Source organism: Gluconacetobacter brunescens (assembly GCF_048695475.1).
GTDB lineage: Bacteria > Pseudomonadota > Alphaproteobacteria > Acetobacterales > Acetobacteraceae > Gluconacetobacter.
The window spans coordinates 501,063-517,592 of sequence record NZ_JBLHEN010000002.1; the positions used below are offsets into that span (position 1 = coordinate 501,063).

Below are 16,530 nucleotides of genomic sequence, written 5' to 3' on the forward strand. Positions count from 1 at the left end.
TACCTCATGCCCTCCCCGGCCCCCGGCGGGTCGGACCACACCGCCCCCAAGATAAAGAAGACCGGACCGATGGCTCCCCTTCCCGTATCCCCCCTCGCCCGCGCGCTGCCGGACCTTCCGCCCGTGGCCGGGGTGCGTTTCGGCGCTGCGGCAGCCGGCATCCGCTATGTCGGGCGGACCGATCTGGTGATGGCGGACTTCGCCCCCGGCACCACGGTCGCCGGCGTCTTCACCCGCAACAAATGCCCCGGCGCGCCCGTCGACTGGTGCCGCGCCGCCCTGCCGGACGGTTCGGCCCGTGCGCTGGTGGTCAATGCCGGCAATGCCAACGTCTTCACCGGCCGCGCCGGCTACGAAGCCACCCAGGCCAATGCCGCCGATGCCGCCCGCCTGGTCGGCTGCGCGGCCAGCGAGGTCTTCCTGGCCTCGACCGGCGTGATCGGCGAAGTCCTGCCCTACGAGAAGATTTCCACCGCCCTGCCCGGCCTTTACGCCACCCTGTCCGAAACCGGCTGGGAAGACGCCGCGCGCGGCATCATGACCACCGACACCTTCCCCAAGGCGGCGGTGCGCGAGACGGAAATCGCCGGCGTGCCGGTCCGCATCCAGGGCATCGCCAAGGGCAGCGGCATGGTCGCGCCCGACATGGCGACCATGCTGTGCTTCGTGGCCACCGACGCCGCCCTGCCGCCCACGGTCCTGCAACCGCTGCTGGCGGCGGGCACCGACCGCAGCTTCAACCGCACGACGGTCGATTCCGATACCTCGACCTCGGACATGGTGCTGCTGTTCGCCACCGGCCAGGCCGGCAACCCGCCCGTCACCACGCCCGCCGACCCGGCGCTGGCCGCGTTCGCCACCGCGCTGAACGATCTGCTGCTGGAACTGGCGCTGCTGGTGGTGCGCGACGGCGAAGGCGCCACCAAGCTGATCGCAATCCAGGTCAGGGGCGCCGTCAGCGACGAATCCGCCCGCAAGGTGGCGATGGCCGTGGCCAACTCCCCCCTGGTCAAGACCGCGATCGCCGGCGAGGACGCCAATTGGGGCCGCGTCGTCATGGCCGTGGGCAAGAGCGGCGAACCCGCGAACCGCGATACGCTGTCGGTCGCCATCGGCGGCGTCTGGATCGCCCGCGAGGGCACCGTGGTGCCCGGCTATGACGAAACCCCGGTCGTCGCCCACATGAAGGGCCCGGAAATCGAGATCACGATCGACCTGGGTCTCGGCAACGGCATCGGCGCGGCGTGGAGCTGCGACCTGACCCACGGCTATATCGACATCAACGGGTCCTATCGCAGCTAGACAGCGCGTAGCCGACCGACCACGCGGAGACCGCTCCATGTCCGACATGCCGCCGCTTTCCGATCCGTTCGGCAGCCTCCATCCCCGCTATGTCTGGGTCTATGCCGGCTTCTGGTTCAGGGTGCTGGCCTGGATCATCGACGCTTTCATCCTCAGCATACTGGGCGGACTCATGCGGCTGGCGGTCTCCCCCAGCCTCACCGTCACGGTGACGAACAGCGGATCGGCCGCGGACAAATACGAGATCTCGGATATCGTCCGCATCAGCGACGTCATCAGCACTGTGCCTGCGGATTATTCCTATTCCTACAACGGCTTCCATCCGACATGGCATGGAAACGGACTGTACGAGATCCTCCAGCTTCTCCTGCCGGCGCTTTATTACATCCTGTTCGAATCCTCGCGCCTGCAAGGCACGCCCGGCAAGCGGGCCTGCCGCATGCGCGTCACCGACCTGCACGGCCAGCAGATCGGCCTCGGCCGCGCCATCGTGCGCCATTTCGGCCGTTTCCTGTCGATCCTGACACTCGGCCTAGGCTTCCTGATGGTGATGTGGACCCGCCGCAAACAGGCCCTGCACGACCTGCTGGCCGGTACCTGCGTCATCCGCCGGCAGGAGGAAGCGCTCGTCAGCTTCACCCCACCGCCATAAATAACGTCAGAGGCCGCAATCGCGGGAGGCCACCCCATGTCGAGCGCCCTCTTCACGTCCGATGCCGTCGCCACGACGCTGGAGCGCGTCCGCGCCGCCACGCCGCTGGTCCATAACATCACCAACATCGTGGCGGCGAACAGCACGGCCAACGCCCTGCTGGCCCTCGGCGCCTCGCCCGCCATGGTCGATGCCGAGGAGGAAGTCGAAGCCTTCGCTGCCATGGCGGCCGCGCTGGTGGTCAATATCGGCACCATCACCGCGCCCCAGGCCGCCGCCATCGCCCGCGCCACGAAGGCGGCACGACGTGCCGGCACGCCCTGGATCCTCGATCCGGTAGCGGTCGGGGCCCTGGCCTTCCGCGCCCGGATCGCGCTGGACAGCCTGGCCGACGCCCCACGGGCGATTCGCGGCAACGCCTCGGAAATCATCGCGCTCGCCCACCTGCGCGACGGCCATGCCGAACCGCCGCCCAGCGGGCGTGGCGTGGATTCCCTGAAAACCGCCGAACAGGCCCTGGACGCCGCCGGCCGGCTGGCACGGGCAACCGGCGCCTGCGTCGTCGTCAGCGGCGCGACCGACCACATCACCGACGGCGCGCGGATCGCCACGGTGGCGAACGGCCACCCGATGATGACGCGCGTCACCGCCCTGGGCTGCACCGCGACCGCGCTGGCCGGCGCCTGCCTGGCCGTGGAACCCGATGCGATGGCCGCCTGCGCGCACGCCATGGTCCTGATCGGCCTGGCGGGCGAGCGTGCGGCCCGCGAAGCCGCCGGCCCCGGCAGCCTGCAGGTCCGCCTGCTGGACGCGCTGTATCAACTGGACCGCGACACGGTGACGCAAGAGGCGCGGATCGCTATCCTAGCCCCTTGAGAGCCTGACTGGAGATGCGCGTCGGATCACCAGCGCGCATTTCCAGTCCGGCCCTGCGTGACAATCCGGTCCCAACCCGGTCATTCCTCCAGGAGGTAATACACAGGCATGTCGGTCTTCCCCGTTCGTGGCCCTTCCCTTCCCCGCGCCGGACGGCGCCCATGCCGGATGATGCCGATCCTGCTTCTGCTTCTCGGCACGCTCTTCCTGCCGTGGGCTTCCGGCCGCGCCGCCGATGCCGCGGCAGCCCCCCCTTCCACGTCACAATCGCCCCCACCAGCCATGACCGCCCAGCAGGCCCAGCAGGTGCTGGGCGTGCTGAACGATCCGCAGAAGCGCGCCGAGTTCACAAACACCCTGAACGCGATCGCAAAAGGCCTGCCGCAGACGGCCCCCGCCACGCCACCAGCGGCGGCGCCCCCCGCACCGGCACCTGCACCGGCCCCTTCGGCCGCCGCGTCCGCCGGCAAGTCGGATGTGGCGCTGGAGCCCGACAGCGTGGGCAGCGACGTGCTGGACGAACTGTCCACCATGCGCAACGGCGTCGTCCACCAGGCCCGTCAATTCGCCGCTCTTTTCGCCGACCTGGCCTTCGTCGGCCACTGGTTCCGCACCGAACTGTCCGACCCCGACTCGCGAAACGCCCTGTTCGATGCATTCGGCCGCGCGGGCCTGATCATCGCCTTCGCCATGGCCGCCGAGCGCGGCCTGTCGATCGCGCTGCGCCGGCCGCTCAACAGCATCACCGCCCGCGCGGTCGATGCCGAGCATCGCCTGAACCAGCGCGCGGCCCAGGTCCAGGCCGAAGACGACGCACCCACCCCCAGCGGGGAAACGCAGGCCGAACGGACGGTCCAGGACACAAGGCGCCAGGACGACCGCAAGCAGGTCGAAACCCTGCGCATCATCCGCCGCATTCCCTTCTCGCTGCTGCATCTGCTGACCAAGCTGCTGCCCGTGGCGCTGTTCCTGGGCATCGGCTATGCCGGCGCCACCTTCCTCGGCGGCAGCGAGCAGGCCGAACTGGTCACGCTCACCCTGGCCAACGCCTATGCCGCCGCCCGCGGAATCTACCTGCTGGTCGAAACCGTCCTGGTGCCGAAATCGCCCACCATCCGGCTATGCGGCGCGTCGGACCGCACGGCCCGCATCGTCACGCGCTGGTGGAACGTGCTGGTCGCCATGCCCTCGATCGTGGTCTGCCTCTCCACGCTGGGCGGATTGTTCCACCTCGCCCCGCGCGGAACCGAGGCCCTGATCCGCGCGCTGGTGCTGGCCGAACATCTCATGATCGCGGTGTTCATCTGGCGCATCCGCCATCAGGTGGCGGCCGCCCTGCATCCGCCGGCCCGCTTCCAGAAGAGTTCGTTCTGGCAGTTCCTCAGCCGCCTGGCGCAGCTCTGGTGGCTGCCGGCGATGGTATTCGACCTGGCGCTGTGGCTGGTCTGGGCCACCCAGGTCCGCGGCGGCTATGCCTGGATCTGGCGTACCGCGGTCATGACGGTCGTCGTCATCGTCGTCTCGCGCATGCTGGCCCTGCTGCTCTTCGGCGCGCAGAACCGCCTGTTCCACATCAGTGATGACGTCGAAGCCCGCTATCCCGGCCTGCGCGCCCGGGCCGATTACTACTATCCCTATGCCCGGCGCGCCCTGTCGGTGCTGCTGGTCTTCGCCACGACCGTCATCCTGTTACAGTCATGGGGCATTCCGGCCGTCGCCTTCTTCCTGCATGGCGAACTGGGCACGCGGATCGTCGCCGCCATCCTGTCGGTCATGATCGCCTTCACGGTCGCGATCGTGGTGTGGGAGGCCGCGAACGCCGCGTTGCAGAACCAGATCAACCGTTACGAGAGCAGCGAGCAGGTCTCGCGCGCCATCCGGCTGCGCACGGTCCTGCCGATCATCCGCACCGTGCTGCTGACGGTCATCGTCATCATCGTCGCCGTCACCACCCTGTCGCAGATCGGCCTCAATGTCGCGCCGCTGCTGACCGGCGCGGGCATCATGGGTGCGGCCATCGCCTTCGGCTCGCAAAGCCTGGTCAAGGATTTCATCACCGGCTTCTTCATGCTGGTGGAAAACGCGATGCAGGTCGGCGACTGGGTCACCGCCGGCGGCGTCTCCGGCACGGTCGAGCATCTCTCGATCCGCACGCTGCGCCTGCGCACCGTCACCGGCGACGTCCACATCATCCCCTTCTCGTCCGTCACCTCGATCGCCAACACCTCGCGCGACTACAACGTGGTGATCGTCAGCTTCATGCTCGACCTCACCGAAAGCCCCGACCGCGTGGCCGGCATCCTGGCGAAGGTGGTCACGGAAATGCGGGCCGATACCCAGTTCGCCCCGATGATCCTGTCCGACTTCACCTTCCTGGGCGTCGAGAACGCCGACGGAAACGGCGCGAAATTCCTGGGGTCGTTCCGCACCACACCCGGCAGCAAATGGAAGGTGTGGCGCGAATATTACCGCCGCCTGGGCCTGCGCATGGTTGCCGAAGGGGTGAAATTCCCGATCCCCTCCACCCTCTCGCTGATGGGCAATTTCGGCTCCACCCCCCTGATGATCGGACAGGCCGAGCCGACGCCCCCCGCCAACAGCAACACCGCGCCGGCGGCCCCCCAACCGGACCCGTCCCATGAATGACACTCCCCTGCCGGCCGATCTGGCCGGCGTCGAATCTCCCCTGGGGCAGGACGGCTTCGCCTGCCTGCACGCCCCCACGACGCGCGCGCTGCTGCAACCCTACGGGCTGGCGGACTGGGAGGGTTTCGCCGCGAGCTGGAACCGCCTGGGGCTGGACCGCTACATGGCCGACGGCGGCCGCTACCGCCGGCGGCGGCATGCCACCTACACGGTGTCGGCGCACGCGATCGAGCGCAAGAAACACCAGCCCCATTACCAGAGCCGCGATTACAACGAGCTGAATGGCGGCATCGAGCGCTGGTTCCGCCCCGTGGAAGCCACGATCGGCACCCACCCGGCGCTGATCGCCGTGCTGCGGCTGATGCGCCGGCTGGTCACCGACCTCACGCCGCCCGACCGGCGCCCCGATGCCTGGCATGTCGAAATCCACCAGTTCCGCATCGAGGCCCGCGCCGAGGAACCGGGCGAGCCGACGCCCGAAGGGCTGCATCGCGACGGCGTGGACTGGGTGCTGGTCCTGATGGTCCAGCGCGAGAACGTGGCCAGCGGCGAGACGACGATCCACGACCTGCATCGCCGTCCGGTCGGGCATTTCACCCTGACCAACCCGCTGGACGCCGCCCTGGTGGACGACAACCGCGTCTATCACGGCGTCACCGCCGTCCGGCCGATCGACCCCGCGCGCCCCGCCTGGCGCGACGTCCTGGTCGTGACCTTCCGGCACCAGTAAGGCCCGCCCCCACCCGCATGCTGTTCAGCACCCAGGCCTTCCTGCTCGGCTTCCTGCCGCCGACCCTCGCCCTGTTCTATCTGTGCGCCGGCAACCGCACGGCGCGGCAGGCGGTGCTGGTCGCGGCCTCGCTGCTGTTCTACGGGCTATGGAACTGGCGCTTCGTCCCGGCCCTGGTGGCGCTCACGCTGGCCAACTGGGCGCTGGGCCGCGCCTGGGCGGCCACCGGGCGCCGCGCCTGGCCGATCGCCGGGATCGTGCTGAACCTCACGATCCTCTTCACCTTCAAATACGCACATTTCTTCGCCGAGAGCCTGGACTGGGCAACGGGCCGGCCTCCACCCGCCTGGACCATCCTCCTGCCGCTGGGCATCTCGTTCTTCACCTTCCAGAAAATCGCCTATCACGCCGACCTGCTGCGCGGCGCCCGCCCAGTGCGCGGCATGCTCGATTTCCTGGAATTCGTGACCTTCTTCCCCCAGTTGATCGCCGGCCCCATCGTCCGCCATTCGGAAATCGTGCCGCAGTTCGGCACCAGCCCGCGCGGCCCCGCGATGTGGGAAAACCTCTCGCGCGGCGCGATGCTGCTGCTGCTTGGCCTGGCGAAAAAGGCGGGCGTGGCCGACACGCTGGCCCTCACCTGCAACCCGCTCTTCGCGCACGCGGCCACGGGCGCCACGCCGAACCTCGCGGAAGCATGGGTCGCGGCCCTCACCTACACGCTGGAAATCTTCTTCGATTTCTCGGGCTATTCCGACATGGCGATCGGCATGGCGCTGATGTTCGGCCTCCGCCTGCCGTTCAATTTCAACGTGCCCTACCGCGCCACCAGCATCCGCGCCTTCTGGCAGCGCTGGCACATGACCCTGTCGCGCTTCCTGCGCGATTACGTCTACATCCCGCTCGGCGGCAACCGGCACGGCCTGGCGCGCCAGATGGCCAACCTGATGGCAACCATGATGCTGGGCGGCCTGTGGCACGGCGCGGGCTGGACCTTCGTGGCCTGGGGCGCGCTGCATGGCGCGGGCCTGGCCGTCAATCACCTCTGGACACGCGCGGGCCTGCGCCTGCCGGCGCTGGCAGGATGGGCGGTGACGATGCTGTTCGTCATCATCGGCTGGGTGCTGTTCCGCGCGCCGGACTTCCCGACCGCCGGGCGCGTCCTGCGCGGCATGGCCGGCCTCGGCGGGCTGGGCCATACCCGAATCCTCGATGCGGCGGTGTTCTGGATCGCCCTGGCCGTGGCGCTGGTCGGTCCGTCCTCGCAGGACGCCATGCTGCGGATGCTGCGCCCGACGCCGCTGGTCGCTATTCCCGCCGCGATCGCCTTCGTCTTCCTGCTCCTGCTGATCGGCGGGCGGATTCCCGATGCCTTCATCTATTTCCAGTTCTGATCCCCACACCCCGTGGCGCGGCTTCGTCCGCGTGTTCGCCGTCACGGCGGCTGTGGTCGGCGCGATCCTCTATCTGTTCGTCGCCCTGGTCGATCCATGGGACATGCTGCCCCTGTCGCCGCCCTGGCACCGGATTCCGATTTCCACCAACGCGCGCTACAGCATGCCGGCGCTGGCCATCAGCCCGCGTTTCGACTCGGCGATGATCGGCACCTCCACCAGCCGCCTGCTGCAACCGGCCATCCTCGACGCCCCGTTCGGCGCGCATTTCGTCAACATGGCCATGAACAGCGCCACGCCGTGGGAACAGGGCCGCATCCTGCGCCTGTTCCTGCGTCACCATCCCGCCCCGCGCGTGGTGCTGATCGACATCGACACCGAATGGTGCTTCGCCGACCGGCACGGCCTGTCCGAGCCCAACCGGCCGATGCCGGACTGGATGTACGAAGGCTCGCCCTGGCGCGGCTATGGCGAGATCATGAACATGTATGCGGTGCAGGAAGCCGCCAACCAGTTCATGTGGCTGATCGGGCACAAGCAACAGCGCTTCGGCTCCGACGGCTATACCAGCTTCGTGCCGCCCGACAGTCGCTACGACCCGCGCCGGGTCGACGAACTGTTCCGCACCTGGGCCTTCGACACGGCGAGGGCGGACGGGCCCGCACGTCCCCCCGCCTCCGTTCCGTTCCTGATCAGCCTGCTGGCCGCCATCCCGGCGGAAACCACCAAGATCCTCTGGTTCCCCCCGTCGGCGCGGGAACAGCAGGGCGCACCGGGCAGCCGGGTCGCGGCAACCCGCGCCGCCTGCCGTATCGCCATCGCCGCCATCGCCCGTGCCACCCCGCACACCATGGCGGTCGATTTCGATATCCCCGGCCCCATCGCCAACAGCCGCGCCAATTTCTGGGACCCGATCCATTACCGCCAGGCGGTCGCCCACATGGTGATGGACGATCTGGCCGCCGCCGCAACTGGTCGAGACGTGCCCTCCACGCAAGGCAGGGTTCTGGTACCGCCCCATCCCTGAGGCCGCCCCCTTGCCGGACGGCTTCCATCTGATAAGGAAACAGAACCCGTCCACGGGCGCTCCGTCGCCTGCCCACCTTTTTCCAGCCCCCGCCCCGGGACACGCTGCGATATGGAGAGGCTGTGAACAGTACCGATCGCGGTCCGGAATGGTCCCTGCAGACCGGCGACAATGCCAACGTGGTCGTCCTGTCCGGCGACTGGATCGCCCAGCAGGGCCACGTCCCCGATTTCCCGTCCGACGGGCTGCGCCAGGCGCGACCGGGCCAGAAACTGACCTTCCACACCGAAGGGCTGGGCCGCTGGGATACCGGGCTGATCGGCTTCCTGTGGGCGCTCAAGCAGGGCGCGGCGCAAGCCCATCTCGAAATGGACGCCGATACCCTGCCGGACGCGGCACATAAACTGCTCGACCTGCTGCCCGACCGGCCGGCACCCGCGCCCCCGATCCCCCGCCGCCGTTTTGCCCCCCTGGCCACGATCGGCGGCGTGACGATCGACAGCCTGACCGAAATCGGCACCGTCACCGAACTGGGGGTCGAGACCGCCAGGGGCGGCATCGCCAGCCTGACCGGGCGCGGCCGGATGCGCCTGACCGACCTGATGTCGAACATCCGCGACGCCGGCCCCTCGGCGCTGCTGATCGTCAGCGTGGTGAACTTCCTTGTCGGCGCGATCCTCGCCTTCGTCGGCGCGGTGCAGTTGCGCAAGTTCGCGGCCGACATCTACGTCGCCAGCCTGGTCGGCATCGCCATGGTGCGCGAGATGTCGGCGGTCATGACGGCGATCATCATGGCCGGCCGCACCGGCGGCGCCTATGCCGCGCGCATCGCCACCATGCAGGGCAACGAGGAAATCGACGCACTGACCGTCTTCGGCATCCCGGTCTCCAGCTATATCATCCTGCCGTCGATCCTCAGCCTCACCGCCACCATGCCGTTCCTGTATCTGTACGGCTCCCTGGTCGGCATGCTGGGCGGCTTCACGGTGGCGATCGGCATGCTGTCCGTCACCGGGGCCGGCTATTTCCACCAGACGCTCAATGCCGTGGCGCTCAACCAGTTCGGGTTCGGCTTCATCAAGAGCATCTTCTTCGCCATCCTGATCGGGCTGACCAGTTGCCGCATTGGCCTGCAGGCCGGCCGCAGCGCCGCCGATGTCGGTGTGGCCGCAACCCGCGCGGTGGTGGTGGGCATCGTGGGCGTCATCGCGCTCGACGCGATCTTCGCCGTCATCGCGACGACGATCGGAATCTGACATGGCGCCGCAAACCCCCGCCACCGACAGCCGCGAAACCCTGATGTCCCTCCAGGGCGTCACGCTCGCCTTCGGGCCGAAAGTGATCCAGAAGGACATCTCCTTCGACATCAAGCGCGGCAGCATCTTCGCCGTCATGGGCGGCTCGGGCTGCGGCAAGAGCACCGTCCTCAAGAGCATGATCGGCCTGCTGCGCCCCGCCGCCGGCCATTACCTGGTCGATGGCGAGGATTACTGGACCTCCGATGCGGCCCACCGCCAGACGGTCAGCCGGCGCTTCGGCGTGCTGTTCCAGAGCGCCGCACTGTGGAGTTCGCTCACGGTCGGCGAAAACGTCGCCCTGCCGATGCAGATGCTCACGAAGATGGACCCCGCCACCGTCCGCAACCAGGTGGAACTCAAACTGGGTCTGGTCGGCATGCTGCACGCCATCGACCAGTATCCGTCGGAAGTCAGCGGCGGCATGAAGAAGCGCGCCGGCCTGGCCCGCGCCATGGCGCTCGACCCGGATATCCTGTTCTTCGACGAACCCTCCGCCGGGCTCGACCCGATCACCTCGGCCCGGCTCGACGACCTGATCCTGAACCTGCGCGACGGGCTGGGGGCCACCATCGTCATCGTCAGCCACGAACTGCCCAGCCTGTTCAAGATCGCCGATGACGGCATCTTCCTCGACGCCAAGACCAAGACCCCGATCGCCCACGGCGCGCCGTCCTGGCTCCACGATCACTGCGACGAACCGCAAGTCCACGCCTTCATGCACCGCGAACGCGAAACCGAGTCCGGGAGGACCGACTGACCCATGGCAAATCGAGAAACAGTCGTTGGCGCCTTTGTCGTCGGAGGCGTGGCCCTGGGCATGGGGGCCCTGGTGTTCTTCGGCAATTTCAACATCTTCTCGCCCACGCGGCAGGCCACCGTGGTGTTCCAGGGCTCGACATCGGGCCTGACCATCGGCGCCCCGGTCACCTTCCGGGGGGTCCGTGTCGGCGCGGTCGATGCCATCTCGATCACCTATGACGCCCGGACCCACGCCGCCTATATCCCAGTGGCGGTCGAGCTCCAGCCCAACAACATCTCCATCGCCGGCGCCTCGGGCGTCCATCGCAGCCTCAGCCTGCAGAACATGATCGACCACGGGCTGCGCGCCTCGCTGAACATGCAGAGCTTCGTCACCGGCCAGTCCGAGATCGACCTCGATTTCGACCCCTCCGCCCCCGCCGTGCTGCACCCCGACATCGTGACCGGCAAGGAGGTCGAGATCCCCACCCGCCAGTCCGCGATCCAGAAGGTGCAGGAAACCCTGACCCAACTGCCGCTGAAGGAACTGGCCGACAACGCCCAGGCCGCCCTGGCCAGCATCAAGCAACTGAGCGAACGGCTGGACCAGGACCTGCCCCCGCTGGTCGACAGCATCAAACAGACCTCCGACCATTCCCGCGTCGCCGTCGATACCACGACCCACGCCATCCAGGACCTGGAGCAGCGGCTGGACACCACCCTGGCCTCCATCAACCAGCTGGCCAATACCGGCACCCAACAGCTCGACGCGCGCGGCGCCGACCTGCACGAACTGCTGCACAACGCCAACGGCACGGTCATCCAGGCCCGCGAAAGCCTGTCCGCCCTGCACGACATGACATCGCCCCGCTCGGCCGACCGCGCGAACATCGATTCCACCCTGCGCGACCTGTCCGCCGCCGCCGCCGCCCTGCGCGGCTTCGCCAGCGACGTAGAACGCAATCCGCAACTCCTCCTAATGGGACGCCGCCCATGAAAGACTATTCTGCCAGCCGGTCTGCCGGCGATCCGACGCGCGTCCGCTGCGCTCCGGTGCTCACGGCCATCAAGGCCGCTCCGCTCCGGTGCTCGCCGACACACGCCGGGCGTGCCGCTGCGCGGCACTCTCACTCGGCAGACCGGCTGGCAGAACAGTCTTTTTCATCCCACAACCGCCACACGCCAGCGTGGCTAGCCGCGTTGATCGTTCCGGCCATGCTCGCCGCGTGCGCCTCGCCGCCGGTGCGGTTCTACACGCTGGGCGCGCCGGCCATCGCAACGGGTGCGGTGCCGGTCGGCAACGTCACCCCGAGCACACCCGTCGTCACCGTCGGCCGCGTCACCCTGCCCGATTATCTGGATGGCCAGGACCTGATCGCCCGCGACGGCAACCGGATCGAGCGCAGCGCCACCGGCCGCTGGGCCAGCCGCCTGTCGGTCGGTGCCACCGACCTGATCACGGCGCGACTGGCCGAAAGCCGCACCGACCTGTTCGTGACCGACCAGCCGCAGGTCCTGCCCGCGACCTGGCGCCTGGCGGTGAATATCAGCCGGCTCGACATCGCCCATGACGGCACCGCGTCACTGGCCGCCGACTGGTCGATCATCCCGCGGGACGAGCACCAGCCCCTGCTGCACCAGCGCGCCGTCCTCACCCGTCAGGGCCCCGCCGCGACCGACGACCAGGTCGCGAGCCTCACCCAGTCGATCCTCGACGACCTGGCAGCCCGCATCGCGGCCGCCTGGCCGCGATAAAGCCCAGCAGCCGCTATTTGCCCTGCTGCACCGGCACACCCGGCACATGGTCGGCATAGCGGTCCCAATGCAGCGCCAGTTCACGCACCACGACGCTGCCGACCTGATAGGCGGCGGCGATCGAGGGCAGATAGCCTGAATATCCGCCCTCGCTGGCCTCGGATTTCAGCAATTCGGCGGCACTCTCGCCCGGCGGCGGCATGTCGAAATTGCTGCCCGTCCGCAGCACCAGCACCCGGTCGGGGTCCACGCGGCCGGCCTGCGCCTGCATCGTCAGCGCCTGCATCAGGCCGATTTCCTCCTCGGCAGTGGTCGCAAAGGTGCCCTTCCCCTGCGTCCAGTAGCCGACCCAGCGCTCGGCCCAGCGATTCATCCGCTCGCCGACCCAGAAGGTCTCGCTGGAAAGCGTGTCGCCCATCAGCACGGCAGGCGGCTTCTGTGCCTGCGGATACCCCACATAACGCGCACGGATCGCCTTCAATCCGGGCGAGTCCGGCAGCTTCAGAGAGCGCGTCAGGTTATAGGCCCAACCCACCAGCGCCGGATTGAGCGTATAGGCCATGTCGCCCGAAAGCGAATGCAACGGCGGCACCGGGCTGTCGGTCGGCGTACTGCCCTGCACCGGCGTGTATCCATCCGGCCAGTCGGCGGGAATCTCCCGCGCATCGACCGCATGCGCCAGCCCGCCATTGATGACGCGCGGCGCCCACACCGCCCCGCCGATCGACGCGACATTGGGATTGATCCCGGCAATCCCGGCCAGCACGAAATACGTCCGCCGCAGATCGAAACGCGGGTCCAGCACCAGCGCGGTGATGGCCGAGGCCATATGCTCCGGCCCCTCACCGGCGGAAATGCCCAGCACCTGAAGCTCCGGATTGTAGCGCATCACCCCATGATAAGTGCCCGGCGCCGGCAGTTCCTGCTTCAGCGGCAGCTTCTCCACCCAGGTCTGGAACTCTCCCGGCGCATCCCCGGTATCCTTGCCGATCTCGAAGGTGGTCACCACCACCACACGCACGGGAATCTGCTCCGCATGGGCCCCGGCCCCCCGGCCGACCACCATCCCGGCCAGCAGACAGGCCCCCGCCAGCCGCCGCACCGATCGTTTCCGCGCTCCGTGTGTCCTCATACCGGTCCATGCCCCTTCGCACGCGCGGCGGCGGACGGCACACCCATCCCCGCCGCGCGGATCATCGTGGTTTCGAAATCATGCAGACGCGCTTCCAGCGTCCATTGCAGCCGCGCCTTCTCGCTCGCGGCCAGAAAATCATGGCACGCCCCCGCTTCAGGCACCGCCCCCGTCGGTACGGACGCACAGGCCGCGACCATGCGGTACGGCGCCACCCCGCGCCACAGACTGTCACCGGGCACGAAGGCATATTCCAGTCCCGCGCGCGAGAGATCACGCAACGCGGCATAATCCAGCGCATACACCGTCGCCGCCCGCGCGTATTCATGCGTCAGGTCGATGCGCGACACCCCTTCGTCGTCGGTCGACAGCGCCACCGGCACCCCCGCCGCGCGATAGGCGTTGAGCGGATGCCCCGCCCCGGCAATGCCGAGAATCACGTCATTGCTGGTCAGGTTGATCTCCACCATCACCCGGCGCCGCGCCATTTCCGCCATCAGCCCGTCCGGATCGTCCTCATGCAGGATATCGACCCCATGCCCGATCCGCCGCGCGCCCGCGATCTCCACCGCCTGCCGGATATGGTCCCGCAGCCCCTCGGGCGGCACCAGCCCCGGCGCCAGTTCCCCGGCATGCAGCGACAGCTTCACCGCCGGATCACGCGCCGCCAGCCAGCCGAACATGCGCATGTGCAGGCCATAATCCCGCATCGCCACCGCATCGTCCTCGGGGGCCACGATATTGACGCCGACAAAGCGCGGATCGGCCCTGACCAGCGCGTAACCGAAATCAAGCTGCGGAAAGACCATGGCCGGCGGCATGGTGCGGATGGTCTGATACAGATAGCGCACCGCCACCCCGCATCCCGGCGCGGCCTGCGCGGTCCCGCAATGCAGCACGGCCCGCATCCGCGCTTCCATCGCATCGACCTCCCGCCGCGCGGCGCCGACCAGCGCCGGCAGATCGGCGGCAATCGCGCGATCGGCCTCGGCAAACGCCTCCCCCTGCAAGGGACGCCGCACGCCCAGCCCCGCCACCGGCCCAAGCTGGGGCGAGATCATCAGTTCCAGATAAAGCACATGGTCGCCGGCCGCATGCGTCACCGCCTCGGCCAGCATGTCGCCGCCATGGGTCGCCTGCACGGCCATGAAACGCCCGAAGGTCGCAAAGAAATGGTCATGCCCCGACCGGTCCAAGGCCGTCGGCACGAAATCGCGCATCGACAGCGCATCGATCATGTCGGCCCGCACATCCGGCTTGCCGGAAAGGTCCGCGGCCCGCACCTGCCCCGCGTCACCCGCCGCACAGCCACCCTTGAGAATCCGCCCCTGCGCGGGCGAGACGCACAACCCGTCCTGCGCCGCCCAATCCAGCATGTTCTCGGCATAAATCGCGCCGGCCAGATGATTATGCAGGTCCGCCCCCTTGGGCATGGCGCGCAGCAATTCTTCCAGCCGGGCCGGATCGCGATCCAACAGCGCGAACGCGCGCGACGCGGCATCGGACGAGGGCGCGGCAACCGCCGCAGCGGGCAAGACCAGGCCGGCGACCAGACCAAGGACAACGGAGAATCGCAACATCAGGCGATGGTGCGGCGATCGATTCCAAAACGCAACAGGCCGCGCCGGTCAGCCTTCCGCGCCGCGAACGGGGCTGAAACGGGGTACCCCTTCCACATCCTCGACCCACATCGCCAGCGGCCGCACCCAGTAATCGCCACGCGCCTCGCTGCGATAGGTCACCAGCCATTCCTCGGTCTCGGAATGTCGGCCGACACAGATCAGGGTGTACAGCCCGCCTTTATAATGACGGTACAGGCCCGGCCGTGTCCTTTCGGTCTCGTTCATGCGTTACTATCCTCACGGGGCTCCGGATCGCGATCCGGAGCCAGCCTCTCCCCAGGCGACCCACTCAAGGCCGCCCGCGAACCGACGGACCTCATTGCATGATTCGCCCGCCCCGTCATACCCGCCTCCTCCCCACGCTGGCCGCCGCCATGGCGCTGGCGCACACGCCCGCCGCCCTGGCGGCCCCCCGCCACCAGTCCGCCGGCACGACCGAGAGCGGCGACCCGGTCATCCTGGCCCAGCAACCCGGCGGCGCGCTGGACCAGGCCGCCCGCACCCTGAACCAGTCCGACCTCGCGGCGGCGGTACGGAAGGGCGACACCCCCATAGTAATGGTCGGCTCCGCCCCGCTCTCGATCCATGCGGGAGACACGGCACTGTTCGTGCAACTGCAATCGGCCAATCTCTGCGGCTCGGCCGGCTGCGCCACCTCGGTTTACCTGAGGCGCGACCGGAAGGACTGGGTCAAGGTGCTGGATTCGGTCAGCGGCCCGATCGCCCTGTCCCACCGTAGCCATGGCGGCATGCGCGACCTGATCGTGGACAGCACCGACCGCTGGGTCTGGAACGGCACCACCTACCGCGACACAATGCCCGCCGCCCCCGACACTGGCCTGCGCCAGTCGATCGAACAATTCCAGGCCCAACACCACGAGGACCAGTCCCCGCAATAGAAACAGCCTGAACAAACAAAAAGGAATCGCAGGGAAAGCAGGCAGACCTGCTGAGAAATCCGAGCTGGTGAGCGAGAGCGGCCCAAAGGGCCGCGCCCGTCGCGTGTTTCCGAGCATCGGAGCGGAGCGGCCTTAAAGGCCGTGAGCACCGAAGCGCAGGAAACGCGCGTCGGATCGCCACCATCTCGGATTTATCAGCAGGTCTGGAGCGGGTGAAGGGATCGACAAATCGCCCCTAACGGGTTGATTAGAAAGCGACTCTTCACTAACAAAAAAACTAGACTGACTACTCTGTGGACTAATTTGCGAGAGTTGGCAAGAAGGTAACATAGTCCCGTACCTGCGTGCTGCGAATCCTCCCGGGATTGTGCTCCATTTCCGGACCCAGGCGGGGTTCACACCGCCAGCCAGTCATGAGCGCGCCCATCATGCCAAATTCGCGGGAGACGATTTCGAGCT

15 protein-coding genes are annotated in these 16,530 nt (G+C 68.1%); 12 read left to right on the top strand and 3 right to left on the bottom strand.

The genetic code is table 11. The features are described 5' to 3' along the window. Positions 1–69: 69 nt before the first annotated feature. The 11 genes from argJ to ACMAUO_RS14550 all read left to right on the top strand — a co-directional run bounded on the left by argJ (position 70) and on the right by ACMAUO_RS14550 (position 12,418). Positions 70–1,302, top strand: coding sequence for a bifunctional glutamate N-acetyltransferase/amino-acid acetyltransferase ArgJ (gene argJ, locus ACMAUO_RS14500; protein ID WP_420357682.1), 1,233 nt, complete (start codon positions 70–72; stop codon positions 1,300–1,302). A gap of 37 nt (positions 1,303–1,339) precedes the next feature. Further along, on the top strand, positions 1,340–1,954 hold the full coding sequence (locus ACMAUO_RS14505; RefSeq protein ID WP_420357683.1) for an RDD family protein: 615 nt from the start codon (positions 1,340–1,342) through the stop codon (positions 1,952–1,954). Between the two features lie 36 nt (positions 1,955–1,990). Next, positions 1,991–2,830 (top strand): hydroxyethylthiazole kinase, encoded by an 840-nt coding sequence (thiM, locus tag ACMAUO_RS14510; RefSeq protein ID WP_420357684.1) that lies wholly within the window; start codon positions 1,991–1,993, stop codon positions 2,828–2,830. Between the two features lie 168 nt (positions 2,831–2,998). Further along, positions 2,999–5,476: a mechanosensitive ion channel family protein gene (locus tag ACMAUO_RS14515; protein ID WP_420357685.1), complete on the top strand. Its 2,478-nt coding sequence runs from the start codon at positions 2,999–3,001 to the stop codon at positions 5,474–5,476. Further along, positions 5,469–6,206, top strand: coding sequence for a 2OG-Fe dioxygenase family protein (locus ACMAUO_RS14520; protein ID WP_420357686.1), 738 nt, complete (start codon positions 5,469–5,471; stop codon positions 6,204–6,206). The genes ACMAUO_RS14515 and ACMAUO_RS14520 overlap by 8 nt, the downstream gene beginning before the upstream one ends. A 17-nt stretch (positions 6,207–6,223) precedes the next feature. Further along, positions 6,224–7,600 (top strand): MBOAT family O-acyltransferase, encoded by a 1,377-nt coding sequence (locus ACMAUO_RS14525; protein ID WP_420357687.1) that lies wholly within the window; start codon positions 6,224–6,226, stop codon positions 7,598–7,600. After that, positions 7,575–8,627, top strand: coding sequence for a hypothetical protein (locus ACMAUO_RS14530; protein ID WP_420357688.1), 1,053 nt, complete (start codon positions 7,575–7,577; stop codon positions 8,625–8,627). Before ACMAUO_RS14525 ends, ACMAUO_RS14530 begins: the two co-directional genes overlap by 26 nt. A 122-nt stretch (positions 8,628–8,749) precedes the next feature. Beyond that, positions 8,750–9,883, top strand: a complete 1,134-nt coding sequence (locus tag ACMAUO_RS14535; protein ID WP_420357689.1) for an MlaE family ABC transporter permease — start codon at positions 8,750–8,752, stop codon at positions 9,881–9,883. A 1-nt stretch (position 9,884) separates the two neighbouring features. After that, positions 9,885–10,682: an ABC transporter ATP-binding protein gene (locus ACMAUO_RS14540; RefSeq protein WP_420357690.1), complete on the top strand. Its 798-nt coding sequence runs from the start codon at positions 9,885–9,887 to the stop codon at positions 10,680–10,682. 3 nt (positions 10,683–10,685) lie between these two features. After that, the gene (locus ACMAUO_RS14545) at positions 10,686–11,660 is read left to right on the top strand and encodes an MlaD family protein (protein ID WP_420357691.1); all 975 of its coding nucleotides are present in this window, start codon (positions 10,686–10,688) and stop codon (positions 11,658–11,660) included. A 203-nt stretch (positions 11,661–11,863) separates the two neighbouring features. Then, positions 11,864–12,418 (top strand): PqiC family protein, encoded by a 555-nt coding sequence (locus ACMAUO_RS14550; protein ID WP_420357692.1) that lies wholly within the window; start codon positions 11,864–11,866, stop codon positions 12,416–12,418. A gap of 13 nt (positions 12,419–12,431) precedes the next feature. Here the strand turns inward: ACMAUO_RS14550 and ACMAUO_RS14555 are convergent, their stop codons facing one another. The 3 genes from ACMAUO_RS14555 to ACMAUO_RS14565 all read right to left on the bottom strand — a co-directional run bounded on the left by ACMAUO_RS14555 (position 12,432) and on the right by ACMAUO_RS14565 (position 15,397). After that, on the bottom strand, positions 12,432–13,484 hold the full coding sequence (locus ACMAUO_RS14555; RefSeq protein WP_420358277.1) for a purine nucleoside permease: 1,053 nt from the start codon (positions 13,482–13,484) through the stop codon (positions 12,432–12,434). A 62-nt stretch (positions 13,485–13,546) separates the two neighbouring features. Then, entirely contained in the window at positions 13,547–15,130 is a 1,584-nt protein-coding gene (locus tag ACMAUO_RS14560; RefSeq protein ID WP_420357693.1) for an adenosine deaminase family protein, read from the bottom strand. A 48-nt stretch (positions 15,131–15,178) separates the two neighbouring features. After that, positions 15,179–15,397, bottom strand: coding sequence for a DUF1653 domain-containing protein (locus ACMAUO_RS14565; protein WP_420357694.1), 219 nt, complete (start codon positions 15,395–15,397; stop codon positions 15,179–15,181). Between the two features lie 98 nt (positions 15,398–15,495). Between ACMAUO_RS14565 and ACMAUO_RS14570 the strand changes: the two genes are divergently transcribed. Further along, positions 15,496–16,071, top strand: coding sequence for a hypothetical protein (locus ACMAUO_RS14570; RefSeq protein ID WP_420357695.1), 576 nt, complete (start codon positions 15,496–15,498; stop codon positions 16,069–16,071). The last annotated feature ends 459 nt before the right edge of the window (positions 16,072–16,530 follow it).